This window comes from Sorangium sp. So ce131 (genome assembly GCF_051519095.1).
Taxonomy (GTDB): domain Bacteria; phylum Myxococcota_A; class Polyangia; order Polyangiales; family Polyangiaceae; genus Sorangium.
The window spans coordinates 4,245,378-4,268,973 of the sequence record NZ_CP150455.1 but is presented as its reverse complement, the minus strand read 5'-3'; the positions used below and the strand labels follow the sequence as shown (position 1 = coordinate 4,268,973).

The following is a 23,596-nucleotide window of genomic DNA, read 5'->3' as shown; positions in this document are numbered from 1 at the left end:
ATCAACGTCTCCCTCCGAACCCGAGCGGGACCGTGCCCAGGCTGCCCTGCTCCGCCGGCCGCCCCGGCTCGAAGAGCAGGGCGCCCGCCACGATGGCGCCGGCGAAGATCGCCGCGCCGCCGCCGATCCACAGCCACCGGTCCGCGCCGCCCCGCTCCGGGGCGCGCTCCAGGGTGACGTCGATGCGGCGGCGCTCGTCGTCCCGGACCAGGACCTCTGCCTCGTGCGGCGTCTTCCCGGGGCCGGTGACGCGCAGCGCGCGCGTCCCGCTCGGCACCGGGCCCTCCCAGCGGCCCTTGCCCACCACCTTGCCGTCGACGGCGATGAGGTCGTCCGGCCCGGCCGTGATCGCGAGCCGACCCCGGTGCACCGCCCGCTCGAGCCGCGCCGCGACCGCGACGCTGCCGCCGCCGACGACCTTCTCGCGGCGCACCACGTCGACGAAGCCGGGCTTCGACACGCGCACGCGGCGCTCGCCGATGTCGATCGGCACGGGCGCGGCGAGCGGCGTCGTCCCGACCGGCTCGTCGTCGACGAACACCGTCGCCCCCGGCTCGCTCGCCGTCACCTCGAGGTGGGACACGAAGGCGCCGGCCGCCTGGACCAGCTCGGCGATGTCCTTCCTGTCGCGCGGCGACAGCGCGTCGCCCGACTCGGTCTCGATCCGCCGCAGCGTCGCGAGCATCTTGGCGTAGCGCCGGAGGTTCTTCTGGCAGGCCGCGACGTTCCAGAGCACGCGGGGGTCGCGCGACAGCTCGTAGGCGCGCTCGAAGCGCGCGAGGGCGCCGACGTAGTCGCCCTCCTTGTAGAGCGCGGCGCCCGCGCCGTGCTCGGCCTTCGCCATCCCGGTCAGCGACGCGGAGAGCGGCTGCTCCGCCGTCTCCGCGGGCTGGGCCGCCGCAGGCGCGGGCTGGGCCGCCGCAGGCGCGGGCTGGGCCGCCGCGAGCCCCACGCCGAGCGCGACCGCGACGGCGCGCCCCCACCGGCCCAGATGCTTGCCTCGCATCGATGCTCCTCCTCCACGCACGCACTTCACGCTCGCCCTTCACGCGCGACCGCGCCGGCCTCGCGGCCCGGGCTCCGAACACTGCGAGCGATGCTAACCGATGCGCGCGCGGCGCGAGCAACAACGAACGTCGTAGACAAATCGTCTGCTCAGGTTCTGCTGGCGAGGATACCATCCAGCGCCCATGAGAGGCCTCATCACGGTCGGCGCCGCGATCGCGGGCGCGCTCGGCGGCATCGCCCTGGGCTCGTCGCCCGCGCGCGCGGACGGGCCAGGCGCGATCGCGCTGAGCCGGTTCGAGCCGACCCCCGCGGGCGACCCGCTCTTCGGCGTGCCGTCCCCCTTCGTCGGCGGGCACCTGGTCCCGCGCGCGGTCGTCGTGCTCGACCACGCGGAGGATCCGCTGTCGTTCTCCGGCGGGAGCGCCTCGTCCGAGGATCGGGTGATCGTGGGCAGCCAGTCGCTGCTCCACCTCGGCGGATCGCTGTCGCTCTGGGACCGGCTGCTCGTGTCGGCCTCGCTGCCGCTCGCGCTGGCCCAGAGCGGCGACGGCCCCGCCGCGGCGGCCGGCGCGGGCGAGCCCGCCGCGCCGTCGTCGCCCGCGCTCGGCGATCTGCGCCTCGGGGCGCGCGTCCGGCTCCTCGGCGGCGAGCGCGATCCGTTCCAGATCGGCACGGGCGCGACGCTGCACCTGCCCACCGGCAGCTCGGACGTGTACGTGGGCGAGGGCGCGGTCCGCGTCACGCCGCAGCTCGTGATCGGCGGGCGCGCCGCGCGGCTCGTGTGGAGCGTCGCGGGCGGCGCGGTGATGCGGGGGTCCGAGAACCCGTCGACGCTCGCCTACGGCGGGGGCGCGGCCGCGCTGCTCTGGGACGAGCGGATCGAGGTCGGCCCGGAGCTCCACGCCGAGACGATGCTGCAGGGGAGCTCGCTGTCGCTCACCGCGCGCGAGCGGGTCGCGGTGGAGCAGGCGACGAGCGCGGAGCTCCTCGTGGGGGCCCGGGTGCGCCCGATCCCGGGGCTCGTGGTCGGCGCGGCCGCCGGTCCGGGGCTCGGCGAGGCGATCGGCACGCCGTCGTTCCGCGCGGTGGGGATGGTGGCCTGGGCGCCGCCCGCGCCGCCGCCCGAGCGCGCGGAGAGCCCGGATCCGGACGAGGACGGCGTGAGCGGGGCGGCGGACGTGTGCCCGTACGCGCACGGTCCGAAGAGCGCGGACGCGCGGCGCAACGGTTGCCCCGTCGAGGACCAGGACGAAGACGGCATCGCCGATCCCGACGACCGGTGCCCCGAGGCGGCCGCGGGCAGCGGGGGCGGCGATCCGGCGCGGCCCGGCTGCCCCGCGGACCAGGACGGCGACGGCGTGACCGACGCGCTCGACCTGTGCCCCGCGGAGAAGGGCGAGGCGGCGGGCGGCGCGGCGCGGCCCGGGTGCCCCGCGGCGCCGCCGAAGCCCGCGGACCAGGACGGCGACGGCCTGCTCGACGACGCCGACGCCTGCCCGCGCGAGCGGGGCCCGGCGAGCGACGACGCGGCCGCGCGCGGCTGCCCGACGCGGGTGCGCGTCCAGGGCGAGGAGGTCGTGCTGCTCTCGCCGGTCGTGTTCCGCGTGCTGAAGAACGATCCGGCGCCGATCGATCCGAGGAGCGAGGCCGTGCTCGCGGAGGTGCGCGACGTGATCGAGCAGCACCCGGAGTGGACGAAGATCGAGGTGCAGGCGCACACGGACGACGCGGGCAACGCGAGGTTCAACGAGACGCTCTCGGCCGCGCGCGCGGAGGCCGTGCGCAGGTGGCTCGTCGGCAAGGGGATCGCGGCCGAGCGGCTGGTCGCGAAGGGGTACGGGTCGAGCCGCCCGATCGCGGACAACAAGAGCGCGGCGGGGCGAGAGAAGAACCGGCGGGTGCAGCTCCTCGTCCTGGAGAAGAAGTAGCCGGCAGGAGCGGCGGCGAACATGCCGCCGGCGGGAGCGGCGGCCGAGCGCCGCGGCGGGGACGAGGGCGGTCGGGCCATGGGACAGAGACCCGAGGAGCGAGGGAGATCATGAGGCGAAGGATCATGGCCACGGCGCTCGGCGCCGCGCTGGGGATCGCGGCCGCGCCGCAGGAGGCGGCGGCGCAGTGCACCGGCTCCGAGCCCCTGGCGCTGCTCTCGGACGGCCTCGGCTTCCGCTGGGACGTCGCGACCGAGGGGACGATCGTCGACGGGAACGGCGATGCGTTCGACATCGGCATGACGCTGCAGGTGGACGGCGCCTTCTTCCGCGCCGCCGCCCGGAGCGTGGAGATGGAGGGGCGGCAGCTCGTCCACGGGCCGGCGACCTTCGGCAACCTGGCGGTCACGCGGAAGGTGTACGTGCCCACGACCGAGGGGTGGGCCCGCTTCCTGGAGATCCTCCACAACCCCACCGACGCGTCGATCACGGCGGCCGTGCAGATCGCGACCAACCTCGGGTCGGACGCCGGCACCACCATCACGCAATCCCACACCGGGGATGTCGAGTTCACGACGGCGGACCGGTGGCTCGCCACGGACGACGCCGACGGCGCGGGGGATCCTAGCCTCCACTTCAACTTCTTCGGGCCGTCCGCGGCGACGACGCCCGAGCGCGTCGGGATGACCGTCTTCGAGTGCACAGGCACACAGGGGCCCGCCGTGACGTTCGTCGTGCCGGTGCCGCCGGGCGCGACCCGGGTCCTCCTGCACTTCGGCGGACAGCGCACCAGCCGGGCCGCCGCCCACGAGAGCGCCGTCGCCATCGACGCGCTCCCGGCCGGGACGCTGTACGGGATGACGGCGGCGGAGCGCGCCAGCGTCATCAACTGGAGCTTGCCGGACGGCGGCGGCGACGGCGACGGCGACGGGCATCGCGACCTCGACGACAACTGCCCGTCCGTGCCGAACCCCGAGCAGACCGACACCGACGGCAGCGGCGCCGGCGACGCCTGCGACGTCGACGACGAGGACGACGGCGTGCTCGACGCGGGCGACAACTGCCCGCTCGCGTCGAACCGCGATCAAGCGGACGTGGACGGCGACGGCGACGGCGACGCCTGCGACAACTGCCCGGACGTGCCGAATGCCGATCAGTCCGACATGGACGGCGACGGCCGGGGCGATGACTGCGACGCGGACGACGACGGCGACGGCGTGTCTGACGTGGACGACAACTGTCCGCTGGTGAGCAACCCCGACCAGCTGGACGCCGACGGCGACCGCTACGGAAACGCCTGCGATCCCGACGCCGACGACGACGGGGATCCGAACGAGGCGGACAATTGCCCGCTGGCGAGCAACCCCGACCAGGTCGATCTCGACGGCGACGGCGCGGGCGACGCCTGCGATCCCGACGACGACGGCGACGGCGTGGCGGACGACCGCGACAACTGCCCGTCGGCACCCAACGCCGGGCAGGAGAACAACCCCGCGGAGTCGCCGCCGGACGAGCTCGGGGACGCGTGCGACGGCGACGACGACAACGACGGCGTCGCGGATGAGGCCGACAACTGCCGCTTCGTCCCCAACGTGGATCAGAGAGACGCGGACGGCGACGGCGCCGGGGACGCGTGCGACATCAACGCCGAGGACGAGGACGAGGACGGCGCGCCGAACGACGCCGACAACTGCCCCTCCACCTACAACCCCGACCAGCTCGACGCGGACGGGGACGGCGAGGGCGACGTGTGTGACGGCGACGACGACGGGGACGGGGCGCCGGACGGCGCCGACAACTGCCCCACCTCCGCCAACCCGAGCCAGCGCGACACCGACGGCGACGAGGCGGGCGACCGGTGCGATGACGACGACGACAACGACGGCGTGATCGACGCCGACGACAACTGCCCACTTCTGGCGAACCGCGGGCAGGAGGACACGAACGGCGACGGCACGGGCGACGCGTGCGCCTGCGACGCGCCGCGGAAGCCCGACGGCACGGCGTGCGACGACGGCGACCCCTGCACCCTGACCGACACGTGCGAGGGCGGCGTCTGCCAGGGCAGCGATCCGCTCGAGTGCGCGCCCTCCGGGAACGTGTGCACCGCGGCGCGCTGCCACCCGAGGCTCGGCGAGTGCGCCCTGTTCTCGAACGAGGGCGCCCGCTGCCCCGGCGGCACCTGCATCGCCGGCGGCTGCGTGCCCGACGACGCGACCGGCGCCGGCGGGGGCGCGGGCGGCGCGGGTGGTGGAGGCGGCGCGGGCGGCGACAGCGCCGGCGGCGGCGCGGAGGGCGGCGCGGGCGGCGCGGGTGGTGGAGGCGGCGCCGGCGGCGACAGCGCCGGCGGCGACGGCGGCGCGCCCGAGGGCGGAGGCGGCAGGCCGCGGGCGCACGGCAACGGCTGCGGGCTCGCGGCCGGCGGCGCCGGCGCGGGCGCGGCCGGGGCCTCGGCGGCGGCGTGGGCGTTCGCCGCGGCGATCCTCGCCGGCCGGCGCCGGCGGCGGCGCTGAGGCGCGGCACGCGACGACCGAGGGCCCATCGCGCGCCGAGCGCGGGGGCCATTGCGCGCCGCGCGCGGTCGCTCGAGTCCTCGGCGCGGTCGCTCGAGTCCTCGGAACGAGGGCGAGCCTCTAAAGGGGCAAACGGGTTGAACCCGCTTGAAACGAGCAGAATTTCAAACCGTCAAGGCGCCAAGACATGTTTTTCTCTTGGCGCTCTTGGCGCTCTTGGCGCTCTTGGCGCTCTTGGCGCTCTTGGCGCTCTTGGCGCCTTGGCGATTCAAATTCTCGTTTGATCAACGTGATCGGTGTCCCAGGTGTCCCAGGGAGCAGCCGCCGAGGCGCCGCAGGGCATCACGTCGCCAGGGCGGCTCCTCGACGGGTCGGCCGCTGGGCCGCGGGTCACGGGTCCTTCGACCCCGACGCCGACCACGGCCCGCACGTCGGCAGCCCCGCCGTCTTCCGGGCGCACGCCGCCGTCACGGGCGCGGTCACCACGCCCCCGATCTTGCCGCCCGCCATCTGCTCGCACACCGCCGGCGGCAGCTGGATCCGCCCGCCGTCCACCCGGAAGCCGTCGTCGCTGTCCGCGTCGAGCGCCACGAGGCAGCGGCCGTTCCCGCAGATGCCGTCCTCGCTCGGGAGCTCCAGCGCCACGTTGAGCGCGGCCCCGTCATCGACGGCGATGGCGCACGCCGCCGCGTCGACCTCCGCCGGCGCCGCGTCCTGGAAGCAGGCCGGCACGTCGAAGCAGTCGCCGTCGCCGTCGCCGGTACCGCCGCCATAGACGTCCCTGACCGAGTAGTCGGGCAGCGCGCTCGAGTCGACCTCGCTCGAGGCGCACGCGCCCGCGACGCAGGTCTGCCCCTCCCCGCAGCGCTCGTCCTCGACGCTGCCTTGCCCGTCGTCGCGCCCCGAGCCGTCGCAGAGGAAGTTGAGCGGCATCGTCAGGAGCACGATGCGGTTCTTCGGGATACGCGTCGCCGCCTCGCGCAGGATGCGCACCGGGCCGAGCTCGCCGCCGGTCCGGCCGGTCACCTTGATCCGGATGGAGTCGCCCCCGCCCGTCGCGGAGTAGAAACCGATGGTCGCCGGCAGCAGCGTCCCGGCGTCGTCCTCGCCGAGCCGCTCGTAGGCCGCGGAGAACCTGGGCCTGCCGCCCTCGAACACCTGGATCTGCACGGTGTCGAGGTCGTCGGGCAACGAGAGATCCGTCGGGACGGCGACGACGATCTCGTCGGGCGGAGAGCAGCCGCCGACCCCGAGCGCGGCGAGCGCGGCGGCCGCAACCAGCGCGGCCCGGCGGGCGCGGGTCATCGGCCGCCTCCGAAATGGATCACGAAGGGCGCGCCGCCGCGCGCGGGCGCGGACAGGGGGACCGAGCCGGGGGACGTGTTGCCCTGGACCGGCTCATCCGCCTGGAAGACCCCGAAGCCGACCAGGAGCGCGCCGGCGAGCACCGCCACGCCGCCGCCGATCCAGATCCAGCGCTCGATGTTCCCCTCCTTCGGCTTCGGCGCGAGCGAGACCGTCACGGTGCGCGTCTGGTTGTCCAGGATCATGACCTCGGACTGGTGCGACACCATGCCGGGCGCGGTCACGCGGAGCGCGTGGCCGCCGCTCGGCACCGGGCCGTCGTAGGCGCCGCGGCCGAGCACGCGGCCGTCGATCGAGATGACGTCGTTCGGCCCCGCCTTGACGATGAGCCGCCCCGTATGGACCTCCGGCTCCAGCTTGGCCGTGATGGTGACGACGCTGCCGCCGGGCACCTGCTGGGTCACCTCGACGTCCTTGAAGCCCTTCTTGGTCACCCGGATCTTGCGGATGCCGATGTCGAGCAGCACGGGCTCGCGCAGCGGCGTCTGGCCGACCTCCTCGCCGTCGACGAGGACCGTGGCGCCCGCCTCGCTCGCCTGGAGATCGAGGCGGCTCACGTAGGCCTTCGTGGCCTCGATGAGGGTGGCCGCGTCCTTGCGGTCCTGCTCCGCGAGCTGCGGGCCCGCGTCCCGGAGGAGCTTCTCGATCGTCGCGAGCAGGCGCGCATAGCGCTTCAGGTTCTTCTGGCAGAGGGCGATGTTCCAGAGCAGCCGCGCGTCGCCGGAGAGCTCGTAGGCGCGCTCGAACTTGATGATCGCGTTGAGGTAATCGCCCTCGGCGAAGAGGATCCGCGCGGCCTCGTACTCCGCCCTGGCCTCGCCCGTCAGCGTCTCGGAGAGCGGCCGCGCGGCGGCCGTCGCGCTCGCGCCGGGCGGGGCCACGCTCGGCGCAGGTGCAGGCGCAGGCTGCGCCGCAGCGGGCGTGGGCCCGGTGAGCGCGGCGCCGCCGAGCGCGAGCGCGGCGCAGAGGGGGACGCACCTGCGGCTTCGCGACAAGCTCATTCTACTTTCCCATCGATGATGTCGAGCGGGTTGCGGATCGACGGCGCGGCCGGGGTCGACACGGCCGGCGCAGACGAGGCCGCCGAGCTCGGTCGGGTGGACGTCGCCCCTGGGGGCCTCGGCCGTTGCCCTGCGGCCGTAGGCGTTGCTGCCGACGTCACCGGCGCTGCCGAGGCCGCTGGAGCCGGCGCGACCGAGGCCGCGGACGCCGGCGCGACCGAGGCGGCCGGCGCGACCGAGGCGGCCGGCGTGGCCGCGGACGCCGGCGCGGCCGCGAACGCCGGTGCAGCAGGCTCCGGCGCGGCCGGGGTCGCCGCGCGCTCGGCCTGGACCACCGGCGGCGCCGCCGCGGGCACGGACGGCTCGGCCGAGGAGGCCGTGCCCTGCTGCTGGGACGCCGGGTCCTCCGGGTGGCCGGAGAACGTGACGAGGCGCAGCACCCCGCCGAGCACCGCCGCGACGCCCACCCCGGCGAGCGCGAGCACCAAGCCGCGCCGCCTGCCGCCGCCGGCCGCCGGGCCAGCCGCCCCTGCGGCCGTCCAGCCCGGCGCCGTGCCCGCGGCGCCCGCGATGTGGCCGCCCGCGGCGCCCGCCGTCGCGGCGGCGACCGCCGGCGGCGCGGCGACCCCCGGCGGCGCGACGCTGCTCTTGCGCGCCTCTGCCGTCGCCGCGGGGACGCCGCTCGCCCGGTCCGGCGCGGCCGCCCCGGGATGCTGGCTCCTCCGGTCGCGCAGCGAGCTCGCCCGGTCGCGCCAGGGGACCGCGGGCACGAGCCCCAGCGTCCGCTCGATGCGCTCGAGCGAGGCCACCGCGAGCGGAGGGCCGAAGTCGACGATCGCGCTCGCGAGCTCCGCGACCGACCGGAAGCGCTTCGCCGTGTCCTTCTCGAGGCAGCGCAGGATCGCCGCCTCGAGGCCGGGCGGCAGGTCGGGCCGGTGCGCGCTCGGGGGCGGCGGCGGGTCGCTGTTGATCATCAGGATGAGCTCGGAGAGCGACGTCGCGTCGAAGGGCACGCGGCACGTGAGCAGCTGGTAAAGGATGGCGCCGAGCGACCAGATGTCCGCGCGCGCGTCGACCGTGCGCGCCGAGCGCATCTGCTCGGGCGACATGTAGAGCGGCGATCCGAGCACCATCGCCGTCCTCGTCAGGCCGAGCGCCGGCTCACCCCCGGCCGCGGACGGCTCCGCGAGGGCCTTGGAGATGCCGAAATCGAGCACCTTCACCATGTCGCTGCCGTCGGCCCCGCGCGTCAGGAAGAGGTTCGCCGGCTTGAGGTCGCGGTGGATGATGCCGGCCGCGTGCGCCTCGGCGATCGCCTCGCACGCCTCGAGCACGTAAGCCACCGCCTCGTCGACCTCGAGCGGGCCCCGCTCCCGCAGCGTCTGCTGGAGATCGCTCCCCTCGAGGTACTCCATCACCATGAACGGCGCGCCCGTGTCGAGCGTCCCGACGTCGAGCACGCGCGCGACGTGCTCGCTCTTCAGCCGCACGGCCGCGCGCGCCTCGCGCTCGAAGCGCTCGACCATCTCGGCCGACGCGCCGGGGTGGAGCAGCTTGATGGCGACCCGCTGATGGAGCTGCTCGTGCATCGCGGCGAGGACCACCCCCATGCCGCCTTGCCCGAGGATGCGCTCGACCCGGTATTTCCCCGAGAGAACCTGACCTTCGGCAACCGGTGCGCTCACGCAAGCTCCTGCGGCGGGCACGCCGCCCATCTGCGCCACCTTAGGCGATCCCGCGCCGGCCTCCAAGGCCTCCCCACGGCCGCCCGGGGCGACTACGCTACGCGCCATGCCCCGCACCGCCAAGGTCGAGCGCAAGACGCGCGAGACCGACATCCGCATCGAGATCGATCTCGACGGCCAGGGCCGCTCGTCGATCAAGACGCCGCTGCCCTTCCTCACGCACATGCTCGATCAGATCGCCCGCCACGGGCTGTTCGATCTCACGATCCACGCCGAGGGGGACGTCGAGATCGACGGCCACCACACGACCGAGGACTGCGGCATCACCCTGGGCGCGGCCGTGCAGCAGGCGCTCGGCGACAAGGCGGGCATCGCGCGCTACGGCGAGGCGACGCTCCCCATGGACGAGGCGCTCGCGCAGTGCGCGCTGGATCTCTCCGGGCGGCCGTACTTCGTCTGGCGCGTGCCCCTGCCGAAGGCGAAGCTCGGCACCTGGGACGTCGAGCTCGCCCCCGTGTTCTTCGAGGGCTTCGCGCGCGGGGCGGGCGCGAACCTCCACGTCCGCCTGATCGAGGGGGACAACCTGCACCACATCGTCGAGATCTGCTTCAAATCGTTCGCGAAAGCGCTGATGAAGGCGACCCGGATCGAGCCGCGCGTCGCCGGCATCCCGTCCACGAAGGGGAGCCTCTGATCATGCAATCGATCGCGCTCGTCGACTTCGGCATGGGCAACCTGCGCTCGGTGGAGCGGGCGCTGCTCCAGGCCGCCGGGGACGCCGGCGCGCCGTGCGCGGTGACGCGCACCGGCGATCCGGACGCCATCGCGCGGGCCGACAAGGTCGTGGTGCCCGGCCAGGGCGCCTTCCGCAACTGCGCGGCCGCGCTCGCGGCCGGCATCGGTGAGGCGCTGCGCGCGCAGATCCAGAAGGGCACGCCGTACCTCGGGATCTGCCTCGGCATGCAGGCGCTCTTCGACGCGAGCGAGGAGGCGGAGGGCGCGCGCGGGCTCGGGGTGTTCCCCGGGATCGTGAAGCGCCTCACCCCGGCGCCGGCCGAGGCGGCGCCGGGGGCCGCCGGGGCCGCGGCCGGGATCAAGATCCCCCACATGGGGTGGAACCGCGTCGCGCTCACGCGGGAGACCGCGGGCCCGCTCGGGGTGCTCTCGGGGGAGAGCCCGTTCGTCTACTTCGTCCACAGCTACCACGCCGTCCCGAGCGATCCGGCGCTGGTCGCCGCGACGACGGAGCACGGCCCGCACCGGATCACCGCGGCGATCGAGCGGGACAACGTGACCGCGACGCAGTTCCACCCCGAGAAGAGCCAGGACATCGGGCTTCGCCTGCTGGTCCGGTTCCTCGAGGGCTGACCGGGCGCGGGCGGCGGCCGGGCGAGCCGCGACGAGCACGGCCGGCGGCCGGGCGCGGGCGCATCACCGGGCGGGCGCGCCATCGGGCGGGCGTGTCACGGGGGCGGGCGACGGTGGGCGAGCCGGAGGTGGGCGAGCCGGAGGTGCTCGGCGCGCGGCAGCTCGGGCGCGCGCCGGGCGAGGGCGCGCCGCGACGGGAGCGCGCGGGCCGCGCCGGGAGCGCGCCCGCGGTGGACGTGCTCGGGCGACCGCGGCGCGAGGGGGAGGTCGACGATGAACGCGGCGCCCCGGCCGATCTCGCTCTCGACGCGGATCGCGCCGCCGTGCGCGCGCGCCGCCGCGTGCGCGATGTACAGGCCGAGCCCCAGGCCGCCGAAGCGATCGACCGGGACCGCCCGCTCGAACCGCGCGAAGATCCGCTGCTGGTCCTCCCGCGCGATCCCTATGCCGTGGTCGCGCACGATGAGCCGGGCGTGCGCGCGCGTCGCCCGCACCTCGATGGTGATCGGCTTGTCCTCGCCGAAGGTGATCGCGTTCTTGACCAGGTGGAACGCCATACGCTCGAGCTGGGCCCGATCCCACCGGCCGACCACCGCCCCGTCGGCCGCGATCGCGATCGCGATCGCGCCGCGTGCGGCCGGCCGCTGCGCGACCGCGGCCGCGACCGCCTCCCGGACGAGCGCCGCGAGGTCGACCGGCTCGCAGGCGGGCGCGCGGTGGACGGACGAGCCCGGTGTGACGCGCCACACCTGGAGCATGTCGTCACACAACCTCGCCAGCCGACCGAGCTGACGATCGAAGACGGCCAGCATCGTCGCGGCCCACGCCGGGGTGTTCTCCGGCTCGCGCTCGCTCATCCGCTTCGTCAGCTGGAGCTGGAGGAGCAGCGAGGTGAGCGGCGTCCTGATCTCGTGGGCGGCGAGCAGGAGGAACTCCTCGTGCAGCCGGGTGGTGTCGTCCCGGAGGAGGGCGGCGGGGGCGCCATCGCCGGGGTCGTTGCAGAGTGCAGTCATGGCAGAGCCCGTTGGCAGGATGGGGATGTGCACTTGCAAAAAGCATGACGCGTGCCGCGGGGCGCGGGTCCGTCACGTGGTACGCGGCGTCGCGCAGACGGATGCGCCTGCCGAGCGGGCGCGCGTCGAGGCGCCGCATCGCGCTGCCCCGATGCGCAAACTCTCCGCGACGGGAGCCGCCCGGACCAGCGTGGTCAGCGCGGAGAGCGGGGGTGAAGATCAGTAGACGTTGTCAGCCTGATCCGGGATGACCTCGCCGGCCTCGTCGAGGCACGGGACGGGCTCGCCGGCCGCGTCCACGCAGGCGCTGGTCGAGCACGCGTAACCGGCGTCGAGGCGGCCCCGCGGGCTGATGAACATCGGGTTGATCAGCCAGGTGCCGGCGTAGTTCCTGTACGCGTTGCACATCAGCTCTTTCTTGTTGCGGTTGATCGCGAGCCTGAGCCCGGTCGAGTCCTGGAGGAAGCTCAGGTCGGTGTCCGAGTCGCCGGCTCCGAAGGCGGGCCGCTTCGACAGGTCCGGGTTCCTCTGGAACGCGGTCGGGCCCGCGTCGCCGAAGATGACCTTGTTGATCCAGCACCGCTTGCCCTCGATGTAGGTGATCATGCTGTTCCCCGTGAAGCTGCCGGCGCCGTCGTTGGTGCCGTCGGGGATCGGGCCGCAGCCCTGGAGATCGTACGTCAGCGTGCCGTTATCGGTGGCCACCTGCCGGATGCCGATCACGTGGTCCGCGGCGATGTTCACCATGGCCGCGAACGGCTCGACCACCGATTGCGGGGAGGCGGAGACGACCCAGACGTCGAAGCCGTTCTTCTGCATCGTGTCGATGAGGTCCCGGATCGGCTCGTAGATCCTGAGCCAGGCGGTCAGCCGCTCGCGCGTGCCGACGGTCTGGACGGCGCCCTCCTCGGCCGCGAGGTTCTCCTGGATCGCGGCGGCGGCGAAGGCGGCGATCTCGTCCGGCGCGTAGCCCGCCCCGAGCTGCGCGAACCAGGCGTACACGGGCTCGATGGTGCGGTGGTTGTAGCCGGAGAAGGCGGCGTCGCCGCCCGTCGTCTCGTGGTCGACATAGACGCTCAGGATCTCGTCCGCGCAGGCGGCCGACGTGCTCGTGGGCAGCGGTTCGCCCGGATCGGCCGCGGGGCCGCACGCGTCGCCCAGCGCGGCGACCGCGGCGTCGGTGAGGTAGGGGCTCGTCAGCGCCCAGTTCCCGTCGGGCGGCTGGAGGACCTTGTCGTGGAGCAGCATCCAGAACAGCGTCGCGTCGCCGACGTCGTTCTTGATGACGGTGTTGTCCCAGTCGAACACGCTGACCGGCTTCTTGTCGGGGTCGTAGGCGGGGTTCAGCGCGCCGAGCTCGTCGATCAGGGCGTCGAGCCGCTGCCGGTTGTCGCCGTACCACTCGAGCGTCGGATCCAGGTCGGGCAACGCGCCGCCGCCGCCGCCGCCGCCGCCGCCGCCGCCGCCGCCGCCGCCGCCGCTGGCCGTCGCCCCCGCCTCGCCGCCGGCGCCCGTGGTGGCGGCGGTCGTCGAGGCGGAGCCGGCCGTGGTCTCCACCGGCGTCGTGGACTCGTCGTCGCCGCAATGCAGCAGCAGCGACGAGAGCGGAAGCGCGAGCAACGCGGCAATGGGGGTATTGAGCGCTCGTCGTCGTCGAACCATGAACGTACCTCCTGAACCGTGAGTTTCTTCAATACCAGAAGCGGCGTCAGGAGCGGGATGACGCGCTGCGATCCGACGAGCACGCGGGAGCAGGGAGGACGGTTACATCGAATGATCGCCTACGGTGTACGCGCCGATCTCGGCCGATGATGCGCCGACATCGCCTTCATTGGACTGGCAGTGAGCCCAGGCATGTCCGCGCCTGATGGAGGGGCGCGCTCGCGAGGCGACGCCGAGTACAGACGGCCGGACGGACAGAGGCTCCGCCTTCGCTTGACGGACGTCAGCGAGGCGAGGTCACGCCGAAGGCACGACCGACAGCTTTTGTGAGCGAGTCGTCGTCGTTGCTGCCGACGATGAGCTCGGCCACCTCTTTGAGCGACTGCGGGCTGTGTCCCATCGCGATGGGGAAGCCGGAGGCTTTCAACATGGGGATGTCGTTCTCGCCGTCGCCGGCCGCCACCATGTCGCGGGCCGACAGCCCGCGGGAGGCGGCGATGAATGAGAGCGCGCGACCTTTGTCGATAGCGCGGCGGGTGATCTCGATGTAGTTCTCCTTGGAGCGCGCGACCGCGATGCCCTCGTCGAACGCCGCGAGCTCTTGGGCGAGCTGCGCGGCGGCGCAGCGCTCCGCGTCGGTGATGAGCAGGATCTTTTCGGTGACGGGGCGGCTTGCGAATCCGGGGTCGATCGAGGGCAGGAAGCCCACGATCTCGGCCTCGGCCGCGACGCGCCGGTCCATGGCATGAACGATCCAGTCGAACCCGGAATAGAGGTTCACGCTGATGCTGTCGCCGCGTCCATGGCGCGCCAGGATGTGCTGGACGGTGCGCTCCGGCAGCGGTGAGCGGTCGAGTATCACACCGCCGGCGCCGAAAATGAGGGCGCCGTTCAGAGCCGCCCAGGGGCCGCCGATGCCCAGGGCATGGGCGAGCTGCTCCACGGAGCGGGGTGGCCGCGAGCTGATCAACGTCAGCAGGACGCCCTGGGCGGCCAGCGTGGAGCACAAGGACCGCATCTCCGCGGAGATCGAGTGGTCGGATCGCAGCAGGGTCCCGTCCAAGTCGAAGGCAACACCGCGGAAGGGACCTGACGTCATGTGGGCTCTCCTGGGATACCGTCCGCCCGTAGCACACGTGAGCGGGGGCGCGCGACATCAGTGAGGGTCCGGGTGGGCCGGGCTTTTGGATGGAGGGGGGGCGCGAGGCTGGTGGGGGTCAAGGGCTGTAGATCTGTCCGGAACGGCTGTATCCTGGAATTGTGTGCCCACCAGCCGCGCGCACCCCGTGTTGCGTGCTCACCCAGCCACCAGCCCACCGTGGTTGCGTTCCCACCCCGCCAGCCACCCGAGCCACCCGCACCGTGGTTGCGTTCCCACCCTGCCAGCCACCCGAGCCACCCGCACCGTGGTTGCGTTCCCACTCCGCCAGCGACCAGCCACCCGCACCGTGGTTGCGCTCCCCATCGAGGCACCGTGGTTGCGGACCCGTAGTCACCCGCACCGTGGTTGCGTTCCACCCGAGGCACCGCGATTGCGTTCCCCCCCCGAGGCACCGTAGTTGCTAACCCGGGCGAGGCACCGCCCTGACCAGTATTCCGCCCGCAACGGTCACTCCCCTGCCTAGGCGCCAGCTATCCGAGTTGCTGAAATTTTCTGATTAAGGTGGTGCGCGTGACGCGCGCGGTGTGACGGTCGTGCGTGGAGCGCTGCCCTCACAGCTTCTTAGGCGGCTCGAACTCCGCGACGGTGTGGAGCGTCTGCGTCACCTTCTCGCCCCTCATCGGCAGCATGAGGCCATCGCCGTAGAGCTCGGCAACAATGGCGGTGATGTTGTCCTCCCCACCGCGTTGGTTGGCGAGCGCGACGAGCCGCTCGCACGCCGCTTCTAGCGAGGGACCTTGCTCGATCACGGCGAGCATGTCCTCGGCCGAGAGCTTGTTCGAGAGTCCGTCCGAGCAAAGCAGGAGGCGATCATTGCGGCGCAGCTCGAGCCGCGCGACGCTGGCCTTTACGTCGGGGTCCAGGCCCATCGCCTGCAGGAGCATGCTCCTCATGGGGTGCTGCTCCGCGTCCTCAGGCTGGATCATGCCGGCGTCGAGGAGGACCTGCACGAAGCTCTGGTCGTGGGTGATCTGGCGGATGCGGCCGCTCCGGATCAGATAGGCACGCGAGTCGCCCACCTCGGCGATGTGCGCCTCGGGGCCGTGCACGCAGACCGCCGTGAGCGTCGCCCCCATGCCATGGCGACCAGGTTGATGCGAGGCTTGCCACACCTCGCGGTTCGCGCGCTCCACGGCCACCCGGGTTGCATCGTCCCAGTTGCCGCGCGCCGTAGCCATCGCCCGACGGAGCGACTCGACCACGAGGGCGCTCGCGATCTCGCCGGCCGCCGCGCCGCCCATGCCATCGGAGACGGCGAGCAGGACGGGATAGGCGGCCTCGAAGGTGACCGTATGGGCAGGCGGTGCGGTCTTTGCGACCGACGAGAGGTGCGCGATGAGGAGCGTGTCCTCGTTGTTCTTCCGCACCCGCCCAACGTCGGTGACACCACAGGCCCTCACGGTGATGCTCTCAGCTCCAACTGTCGTCGCTGTCATGTGATCTCTCCTGTTCCTCATTCACCTGTGAACCGTCCATCCCTAACGAGAACGAGCAGCAAGCGTGCCAACTACGGCGAGAGGCGCTGGCACTGAGCGGCAGCCGCGGGCTTTGCGTGAAGCGTCCCCTGTTGCAGCGTGATGTCGCGCACTTGACGACGGAGGAGCACAGATCTGGTGGGGCGAGCAAGATGGTGCGAGCGCGCCGTGGTTGGAGCACCGAGTTCAAGCCGGGGCCGATGGCCGAACAGTTCGGGGGCGCATATCGATCTCGCCCTCGCCGCGAAGAGTGTGTCGCGAGCCTCCTGGCTCCCCAGCGTAGGCGGGGCAGAGATGTGATTTTTTGTTAACTTACTCACGTTCGGGTTCAACGCAGACCTCCCGTAGGTCGTGTTCGCTGGTTTCCGTCATCCCTCGGTCGTCTGGTGCGGCGCCAGCCTACGTCAAGGAGGTGACCCGTCGAGGAGGGGCGACCCGACCCAGGTTGCTCAACAGCAGCCCGGCCCGGTCCATGAGGAGCAACCCGACCAGGTCAGGTCAAGGAGGTAGATCCTTCTGTTACTCGTTCGGTGTCCGGGCGTCATTTGGCCGAGCTCCTGCCCAGGTTGCTCGGCACCAGGCCAGCAGCCAGGAAAATCTGGACAGCACTCGGGGCAATCCAGGACGTGACCTAGCCTGAGGCCTGACTCGGAGCGACCCGGAACGCAGGAAGGCCACCGGGGTACGTGAAGCGGAGAAGGCAAACGTCAGATCACCTCCCACCGCTCACCACGAACTCACCGATAACGTGGCCCTCAGATGCAGCTCACCGCGCAGAGCCGCGATCCCGTGATCCAGTAGACCCGGGGCTGAGGTCAGCTCAAACCGCCCCCCTCGTAGCTCCGATTGTCTTGAGCCGCTTACACGATGAGGACGCAGGTCTCGATCGAGGCGGCGTGCAGTACACGCATGCACCATGTTCCCGCAGGGAAAACCACGTCGCGCACGCCGAGACGCCAGCGGACGAGTGCGTCCCGGTAGGCAGCACGAAAAGCACGCACCGTAGTGGCCGCACGCTCCCAAGCCCCCGGCTGCCCCCGGCCCACCGCAAACGTCGGGTTGCGGTCGCGCAGCGGCTCGCGGCTCGTAGCGCGCTCATAAGGCGAGACGTTGCGCGCGCGCTCGGCGCCGAGGACATCATAGCCACGCTGCTGCACCTCGGCGTACGCCAGCGCCTCCTGCCGCTCGAGCTCCGCCCCGACTGCCCGGCGAAAGCTGTCGGCGGTGTCCGGGGTGACGCCCGGCGGTAGCGCCAACGGCAGGGTCGCCTCGTCGGGCCACCGCGGATTGGCCGGGTTGAAGTACACGGCTGGACGCTGGGCGCGCAGGGTGCCACGGCCTAAGTCGTCGACGAGCACCTTCGCGCCTGGCCAATCGCGCCCGCGCCTCACCAGGCCCGCCGCCACCGGATTGGCCAGCGTGTATGCTATTTTTTCCACCACGGCCTCGGGCGTCATCAGGTGCACAACACTGGTCGGCTCGGGTCCCCACATCGGACCTTCCCACGCCCGCAACACCTTCGTCCCGAGCGCGACGAGGCGATGAAAAAGCTGCAGGAATAACGGCAATTCTCCCTTGATATCGGTGATGACAAGATGAAGGTGGGTGGACATGGCGCACAGCGCGTGTACCTGGATGCCAAAACGACGTGCTGACACGGCAAGCGAGTAGAGCACGAGCTGGGTGATGGCGGCGTCGGGACGCAGCAGCAGGTGGCGGCGCAGGACGCGGCGGGTGAGCAGGTACGTAGCGCCTGGTACGATCGAGCGGGGCTGGCTCATGCATTGCGATGTAACCAAGCTCCGTGCCAGGCGTGAAACGCCGCGATTTGGATGAGTTGATGTGGTTCCGCAGGTGGCGGCCGCCACCCCTCACCGCGCGTCCGCCAGCCCGAGCCGCACTGCCTGCTCGCGCCAGTACACACGGCCAGGCCCCCTGTCCCCGCCCACGCCCAACACAACCTCGGTCAGAATGCCCGCCAACGCAGCCTCCGCCGACCGCCGCCTACCGCAACCAAGGTCAGGTCGATCCCCTCCACCACGGTCACGGTCGCCCCCGCGGTCAGGTCGACCCAACCACGATCAGGTGGTCAGGTGGTCTAGGTCGACCCGGCAGGATTCCAACCACGGTCAGGTTGGTCCGGTCAACCCGGCAGGATTCCAACCACGGTCAGGTTGGCCCGGTCAAGTTGGACCCGCCCCCGTCTCCGCCATGCCTTGACGGTCAGGTCGCCCCCACGGTCATGTCGCCCGGTCCGATCGGCCCGAGGTCATCGCCACTGGATTGGAAAAATCTCCCCTGCCCTCCACGCCGCCGCGTGATCCGCAAAGTGGCGCGAGCGCGGATCCCCGCTGAAGCCGGTGCTCATCACCCCGAGCGATCCCTCGAGCGGCGCCAGGTTCCAGACCAACCGCGTCGCGCTGAGCGCGTCCTGAGTCAGCGCCGCCCGCACGCCGCCAGCGGCCTCGAAGTCGTCCGGCGAAAGCGCCAGGATCCCGACCTTCGCGAACCACCCGCCGAGGTTCACCGTCTCCACATCGCCGGTCGCCGGGAAGGTCCCGATCCGGAAACGATCGTCCTCCCCCGCGAGCGGGTGATTGTAGGTCAGCTCATGCATGCTTCCCCAAGTCCAGGCGCTCACGTCCTCGCCCAAGGCGTCGCGGAGCATCACGTTCGCCTCGCTCAGGGCGACCCGCACCGCCTCGTCCCGCGCAGCGACCGGATCGACACCATCGCGGATGCCGAAGTACGGCGCCCGCGGGTTATCGAGCACATCCATCAGCCCGCTGAGCTGGTTCGTGAGGAACACGTTGGGCGCGAAAAGCGCGTACTCCTCGGGCCCGATCACGCCTCGTACCGTGTTGCGCAGCAGGATCAGCGTGAGCATCTCGTACACGGCTGCCCCCTGGCTGCTCGCCGCCGCGTTCCCGTCCCACGCCTCGAGCGCCGCAACCGCCGCCGCGGCGCTCGGATCCCCCGCCGGCAACCCGGCGCGCCCGAGCGCCGCCAGGTAGCCGTCGCGCAGCGGCACGCCGATCGTCGTCTGCGTGTCGAGCTGGATCGACGCCATGTCCTGCGGCGTGAGCGGCTCCGTCGCAGATGCGAGCCGCGTCGCGATCCGCTGCGCGCGCCACGGCATGTCCCAGTAGTTCGCGAGGTGGACCCGCCGCCCCTCAGGCGCATAATCGCGCGGGACCATCCGGTTGTTCGCCGTCACCAGGATGTGCGAAGGCGGATCGTACACCGACGGCAGTTCGGCGTCGGTCGCGTACCCCGTCCATTCGTGCCCGCCCTCGCCCGGCACCGGGTAGAGCGCGTTGTCCGGGCTCTCTCGCTGCGGCGCGAGCCCCGAGTTCTGGTAGCCGATGTGGCCATGCGCGCCCTCGTAATCCGCGAAGATGAAGTTCCAGCCGATCCCCTGCCTCAGCGCCGCCCGCCTGAACTGCCCCCAGTTCTGCGCCGCCGGCATCTCGAAGTAGCCGTCGACCTTCCACTCCTTCTGCCCCGCAATCGACTTGAGGGCGAGCGCGCCGAACGCCTCCAGCCCGTCCACGCCGTCGTTGAGGATGGGGCCGTGGGACGTCGTGCGGAACGTCCGCACCACGTCCTCTCCCCCCTTCACATGGAGGGTCTCGACGCGCGTGGTGACCGGGCGCCACTCGCCCTCGTGCAAGACCTCCTCGCCCCCGCCGCTCCCCTCGCGGAGCGTCTCTACGTACAGATCCACGCTGTCAAACAGCGAGTAGGTCGGCACCCATGCGATCTTCTGGGTGTGGCCGCTGATGAACCCGGGGAACCCAGGGATCATCCAGCCCGTCACGCTGTATCGGCCGGTCACCTCGAGCTGCGCCACATAGACCGCGGACGGCGTCGCGTGGGGGAAGTGCGGATCGGTCGCCAAGAGCGGCTTACCGGTCGAGGTGCGGTGCCCGTCCACCGCCCAGGCATTGCTCGCGCGCCCGCCCGCCGGCGCCATGCTCCGCAGCTGCTGCGTGAGCGCGCGCGGACCGAGCAGCGGAGACGGCGGCGGCCGATGGACGATGGTCGCCGTCGGCTCGCTCGGGCCGGGCGGCACCAGGAACCGCTCGAGCGGCGTCAAGTCGCCGTCGGCGTCGAACATCGATACCTCGTCGGAGGCCTCCTTGATCAACGTCGCCGCGACCTCCGGCCCTGCGATGCCCGCCACGGCCGCGCGCTCGAGCTTGGTGAACCAGGTCAGCGTGTCGAAGGTGACCCCTACCTGGATATAAGCGAGGACGCTGTCCTCCGGCGTCCACGCCTCCGGCTCGTAGCCCAGGATCTGAAACTCGAGTGGCAGGCCGCCCCTCGACGCCTTCGCCTTGGCGATGTACTCGTTCACGCCATCGGCGCAGGCCCTGAGGACGCGCTTCGTCCGCGGCGCCGCCTCTGCGTAGCGGGCGGCCGCGAACGCGGTCAGGTTCTGCGCGCGCGCGAGGAGATCCTGGCCCAGGATGCTGTCGCCGTCGCCGGCGCCGTAGATCTCCGCGAGGCGCCCCTGAGCGCTCCGACGGTTCACATCCATCTGGAAGAGGCGGTCGCGCGCCGTCGCGTAACATAGGCCGGCATACGCAACGTCCTCGTCTCGCGCGCTGACGTGGGACATCCCCCAGGCGTCCTTGTGGATGACCACCACCCCTCGACCGCCGAACGCGACGGCGCTCTGCTCGTGCTCGATCCCTACATCCACCTCGGCGTCCGGAGTATCGCTGCACGCCGCAACGGACATCAGAGCTGCCACGCAGATCACTCGCCTGTTCATGAGATCTCCTCCTGCTGGCCCTCGCGGGCCGCTGCTCATAGGTCATTCACGCCCACGTTTCCTTGCGCGCTGCTCACCTCCGGTGCGGACGTCCGGAGAACGGCGGGGCGTTCTGCGGGCCGCCCGAGGCGCGGGCGCCGCCGCGCAGGAGACAAGATGGACGGGTCACTTACGTTGTTTCAAAAAAGACAAGCTGTCATGAGATAGCCTGGACAGGCCTCAAGTCAACGACGGCATCGTTTGCTTTTCGTTTGCTGCCGCCGCGGCGCCATCGCTCGCCGTCGAGCAGCGGGATGCCGGGTCTGCGGGTGTGCCCTGGAGCTCACGCGATGGCGCCATGGGCCGGCGGCTCGCCGGGCGCGACGCTCGGGCTGCGCGGGGGCGACTCCGTCACGGCGCGCGTGCCGCCGGCGCGAGTTGACGGCGGCGCGGCGGTGGATGTCCAGGAAGCGGCGGCCTACGGCGCGCGCCGCTCGTCAACTGCGCTCTGGTGATCGAGCGCTGCGCAGATCTCGCCGAAGCGCTCGAACGGTGTGCACGGCACGCCGTCGCGAGCGCAGAGCGCGTCGAGGGCGCTGCCCCGCACGGCGAACACGCGGTCGCAGCACCGCGCCGCCGGGTAGTCCAGGCGGCCGTCGCCGATGTAAACCGTCGCGGTCTCGCCGGTTGCCGCCTTCAGCTGGTCGAGCACGCGGATCTTGAAGTCGTCTCCCGGGCCGAGCGTCACCGCCGCTGGCACGGTGACGCGCCAGCGCCCGTCGAAGACGGCATCGAAGCAGGAGAACGCGGTGCCGGGCGGCAGGAACTCGCGGATATAGAACGGCAAGCCGTGGCTGACCACGTGGAAGATCCACCCCCGGCGGGCGCACAATGAGAGCAGGTCCTCGACGCCGGGGCGTAGCGCGGCGTGGGGTCGCAGCTCGGCGAGGAGCTCGGCTTCCGGTCGATCGACGTCGGCGTATCCACGGCGGAGGAGCTCCAGCGCCGTGAGCTCTTCGCCCCCCGCGGGCGAGAGCAGCACCTGCCGCCAGTCGTAGCGGAGATGAGCGTCCCAGATCCGGTTCGTCAGGTCATCGCTGGTGATGGTTCCGTCAAAGTCACAGAGGATGAGCACGGTGCGGAGTGTGCATGCCCGGGACGCATACCGCCACCCGCTACCCGCGACCCGACCCAGGTTGCGCGCGACCCGACCCGGGTTGCGACCCGACCCAGGTTGCACGACCTGGCCCCGAGCGGCCCAGGTCGCGGCTGCCCGACCGAGGTTGCGGCTACCTACGTTGCGTTGCTCGACCCGGGTCGAGCCCCCCACCCGCCCCCACCCGACCCAACGCCATCCACCCGGGTTGAACTCTCACCGAGGTGAACCTGGTTAAGCCCTCGCGGAGGTGAGATTTTTCACAAAATTTACAGCAGCTACCCGATCCAGGTTGAGGCCCATCCACCCGACCCAGGTTGAGCCTCCTCCAGGTTGAGTCTCCTCGCCCCAGAGACCACAAACAACCACAATAACCTACCCTACCCCAGTCGCCCCCCATCACTTCAGCGCCCTCCCCGGCGCTCACCCCACAATGGGCGGAATTCGCTCTTGCTGGAATGTAGCCTGATGGAAGTACGGGTACGCCAACCTCGTCTTGCTCGCCTCGTCCAACTTCGCGACCTGCTCCGCCGTCAGCTTCCAGCCGACCGCCCCGAGGTTCTGCCGCAGCTGTTCCTCGTTCCGGGCGCCGATGATCACCGTCGCGACGGTCGGCCGCTGCAGCAGCCAGTTGATCGCGATCTGCGCCACGGTCTTGCCGGTCTCCTTCGCCACCTCGTCGAGCGCGTCGACCACGCGGTAGAGGTACTCGTCGTCGATCGGCGGCCCAGCGTCGATCACCTGCTTGTTCCGGAGGCGGCTGACCTCCGGCAGCGGCTGCCCGCGCCGGATCTTCCCCGTCAGCCGCCCCCAGCCGAGCGGGCTCCAGACCACCGTGCCCACCTTCTGGTCGATCGCCAGCGGCAGCAGCTCCCACTCGTAATCGCGCCCGATCAGCGAGTAATACGCCTGGTGCGCCACGAACCGCGATAGACCGTACTTCTCCGCCAGAGCCAGCGACTTCATCAGGTGCCAGCCAGAGAAATTCGAGCAACCGAGGTAGCGGATCTTCCCCGCGCGCACGAGGTCGTCCAGCGTCCCGAGCGTCTCCTCGAGCGGCGTGAGCGCGTCGAAGGCATGGAGCTGGAAGAAATCGATGTAATCCGTCTGCAGCCGGCGCAAGCTCCTCTCCACCGCGCGGATCAGATGATACCGCGAGGAGCCGACGTCGTTCGGGCCCGGGCCGACTCGAAAGGTCGCCTTCGTCGAAATGATGACCTGATCCCGCCTGCCCTTGATCGCGTGGCCGAGGATCTCCTCGGCCAGCCCGCCCGAGTAAGCATCGGCCGTATCGAACATGTTCATCCCCGCCTCGAGCGAGATGTCGACCAGCCGCGTCGCCTCGGCCACGTCGCTCGACCCGAAGCTCTTGAAGAACTCATCGGCTCCGCCGAACGACCCTGTCCCGAGGCTCAGCACCGGAACCCTGAACCCTGACCCGCCAAGCAACCTGAACTCCATGACTCTCCTCCACGCGCCGCCAACCGGGGACAACCTGGGA

General features: G+C 71.7%; 16 protein-coding genes. 4 read left to right on the top strand and 12 right to left on the bottom strand.

Translation table 11 applies throughout. The features are described 5' to 3' along the window. Window position 1 precedes the first annotated feature (1 nt). Window positions 2-1,006 (bottom strand): PEGA domain-containing protein, encoded by a 1,005-nt coding sequence (locus tag WMF43_RS15730; RefSeq protein WP_437681158.1) that lies wholly within the window; start codon window positions 1,004-1,006, stop codon window positions 2-4. Window positions 1,007-1,190: 184 nt separating this feature from the next. Between WMF43_RS15730 and WMF43_RS15725 the strand changes: the two genes are divergently transcribed. Further along, complete coding sequence (locus WMF43_RS15725) at window positions 1,191-2,936, top strand: OmpA family protein (protein WP_437681156.1); 1,746 nt, start codon at window positions 1,191-1,193, stop codon at window positions 2,934-2,936. 110 nt (window positions 2,937-3,046) lie between these two features. Next, window positions 3,047-5,449, top strand: a complete 2,403-nt coding sequence (locus WMF43_RS15720; RefSeq protein ID WP_437681155.1) for a thrombospondin type 3 repeat-containing protein — start codon at window positions 3,047-3,049, stop codon at window positions 5,447-5,449. A gap of 390 nt (window positions 5,450-5,839) precedes the next feature. Here WMF43_RS15720 and WMF43_RS15715 read toward each other — a convergent pair whose 3' ends face one another. Genes WMF43_RS15715 through WMF43_RS15705 form a run of 3 tightly spaced genes read right to left on the bottom strand, consistent with a single transcriptional unit; the run spans window position 5,840 to window position 9,500 of the window. After that, window positions 5,840-6,754 carry a hypothetical protein gene (locus tag WMF43_RS15715; protein ID WP_437681153.1) on the bottom strand — a complete coding sequence of 305 codons (915 nt, stop codon included), beginning with the start codon at window positions 6,752-6,754 and terminating at the stop codon, window positions 5,840-5,842. After that, window positions 6,751-7,815, bottom strand: a complete 1,065-nt coding sequence (locus WMF43_RS15710) for a PEGA domain-containing protein (RefSeq protein WP_437681151.1) — start codon at window positions 7,813-7,815, stop codon at window positions 6,751-6,753. The genes WMF43_RS15715 and WMF43_RS15710 overlap by 4 nt, the downstream gene beginning before the upstream one ends. Then, complete coding sequence (locus WMF43_RS15705; RefSeq protein WP_437681149.1) at window positions 7,812-9,500, bottom strand: protein kinase domain-containing protein; 1,689 nt, start codon at window positions 9,498-9,500, stop codon at window positions 7,812-7,814. Before WMF43_RS15705 ends, WMF43_RS15710 begins: the two co-directional genes overlap by 4 nt. A 106-nt stretch (window positions 9,501-9,606) precedes the next feature. Here WMF43_RS15705 and hisB point away from each other — a divergent pair, with 106 nt between their 5' ends. Together hisB and hisH are read left to right on the top strand one after the other, a co-directional pair. Continuing rightward, the gene (hisB, locus tag WMF43_RS15700; RefSeq protein WP_437681147.1) at window positions 9,607-10,194 is read left to right on the top strand and encodes an imidazoleglycerol-phosphate dehydratase HisB; all 588 of its coding nucleotides are present in this window, start codon (window positions 9,607-9,609) and stop codon (window positions 10,192-10,194) included. A 2-nt stretch (window positions 10,195-10,196) separates the two neighbouring features. Beyond that, entirely contained in the window at window positions 10,197-10,868 is a 672-nt protein-coding gene (gene hisH / locus WMF43_RS15695) for an imidazole glycerol phosphate synthase subunit HisH (protein WP_437681145.1), read from the top strand. Window positions 10,869-10,963: 95 nt separating this feature from the next. On the opposite strand, the gene WMF43_RS15690 is transcribed toward hisH, so the two are convergent. The 8 genes from WMF43_RS15690 to WMF43_RS15655 form a co-directional block, all read right to left on the bottom strand. Beyond that, complete coding sequence (locus tag WMF43_RS15690) at window positions 10,964-11,881, bottom strand: sensor histidine kinase (RefSeq protein WP_437681143.1); 918 nt, start codon at window positions 11,879-11,881, stop codon at window positions 10,964-10,966. Between the two features lie 219 nt (window positions 11,882-12,100). Then, on the bottom strand, window positions 12,101-13,543 hold the full coding sequence (locus WMF43_RS15685) for an HAD family hydrolase (RefSeq protein WP_437681141.1): 1,443 nt from the start codon (window positions 13,541-13,543) through the stop codon (window positions 12,101-12,103). A gap of 283 nt (window positions 13,544-13,826) precedes the next feature. Beyond that, on the bottom strand, window positions 13,827-14,642 hold the full coding sequence (locus WMF43_RS15680) for a Cof-type HAD-IIB family hydrolase (RefSeq protein WP_437681139.1): 816 nt from the start codon (window positions 14,640-14,642) through the stop codon (window positions 13,827-13,829). Between the two features lie 614 nt (window positions 14,643-15,256). Further along, window positions 15,257-16,072 (bottom strand): PP2C family protein-serine/threonine phosphatase, encoded by an 816-nt coding sequence (locus WMF43_RS15675; RefSeq protein ID WP_437681137.1) that lies wholly within the window; start codon window positions 16,070-16,072, stop codon window positions 15,257-15,259. Between the two features lie 968 nt (window positions 16,073-17,040). Beyond that, the gene (locus WMF43_RS15670; protein ID WP_437681135.1) at window positions 17,041-17,961 is read right to left on the bottom strand and encodes a transposase; all 921 of its coding nucleotides are present in this window, start codon (window positions 17,959-17,961) and stop codon (window positions 17,041-17,043) included. Between the two features lie 488 nt (window positions 17,962-18,449). Next, window positions 18,450-20,960, bottom strand: a complete 2,511-nt coding sequence (locus tag WMF43_RS15665) for a penicillin acylase family protein (protein WP_437681133.1) — start codon at window positions 20,958-20,960, stop codon at window positions 18,450-18,452. A 457-nt stretch (window positions 20,961-21,417) separates the two neighbouring features. Further along, window positions 21,418-22,074, bottom strand: a complete 657-nt coding sequence (locus tag WMF43_RS15660) for an HAD-IB family phosphatase (protein WP_437681131.1) — start codon at window positions 22,072-22,074, stop codon at window positions 21,418-21,420. 444 nt (window positions 22,075-22,518) lie between these two features. Next, window positions 22,519-23,556, bottom strand: a complete 1,038-nt coding sequence (locus WMF43_RS15655; protein WP_437681129.1) for an aldo/keto reductase — start codon at window positions 23,554-23,556, stop codon at window positions 22,519-22,521. Window positions 23,557-23,596 lie beyond the last annotated feature (40 nt).

What these genes read in the sequence shown, in the direction of transcription:
- WMF43_RS15685 (WP_437681141.1), bottom strand. Translation starts at nt 13,543, where the DNA reads ATGGTTCGACGACGACGAGCGCTCAATACCCCCATTGCCGCGTTGCTC.
- WMF43_RS15720 (WP_437681155.1), top strand. Translation starts at nt 3,047, where the DNA reads ATGAGGCGAAGGATCATGGCCACGGCGCTCGGCGCCGCGCTGGGGATC.
- hisB (WP_437681147.1), top strand. Translation starts at nt 9,607, where the DNA reads ATGCCCCGCACCGCCAAGGTCGAGCGCAAGACGCGCGAGACCGACATC.
- WMF43_RS15690 (WP_437681143.1), bottom strand. Translation starts at nt 11,881, where the DNA reads ATGACTGCACTCTGCAACGACCCCGGCGATGGCGCCCCCGCCGCCCTC.
- hisH (WP_437681145.1), top strand. Translation starts at nt 10,197, where the DNA reads ATGCAATCGATCGCGCTCGTCGACTTCGGCATGGGCAACCTGCGCTCG.
- WMF43_RS15725 (WP_437681156.1), top strand. Translation starts at nt 1,191, where the DNA reads ATGAGAGGCCTCATCACGGTCGGCGCCGCGATCGCGGGCGCGCTCGGC.
- WMF43_RS15665 (WP_437681133.1), bottom strand. Translation starts at nt 20,960, where the DNA reads ATGAACAGGCGAGTGATCTGCGTGGCAGCTCTGATGTCCGTTGCGGCG.
- WMF43_RS15680 (WP_437681139.1), bottom strand. Translation starts at nt 14,642, where the DNA reads ATGACGTCAGGTCCCTTCCGCGGTGTTGCCTTCGACTTGGACGGGACC.
- WMF43_RS15670 (WP_437681135.1), bottom strand. Translation starts at nt 17,961, where the DNA reads ATGAGCCAGCCCCGCTCGATCGTACCAGGCGCTACGTACCTGCTCACC.
- WMF43_RS15710 (WP_437681151.1), bottom strand. Translation starts at nt 7,815, where the DNA reads ATGAGCTTGTCGCGAAGCCGCAGGTGCGTCCCCCTCTGCGCCGCGCTC.
- WMF43_RS15730 (WP_437681158.1), bottom strand. Translation starts at nt 1,006, where the DNA reads ATGCGAGGCAAGCATCTGGGCCGGTGGGGGCGCGCCGTCGCGGTCGCG.
- WMF43_RS15655 (WP_437681129.1), bottom strand. Translation starts at nt 23,556, where the DNA reads ATGGAGTTCAGGTTGCTTGGCGGGTCAGGGTTCAGGGTTCCGGTGCTG.
- WMF43_RS15715 (WP_437681153.1), bottom strand. Translation starts at nt 6,754, where the DNA reads ATGACCCGCGCCCGCCGGGCCGCGCTGGTTGCGGCCGCCGCGCTCGCC.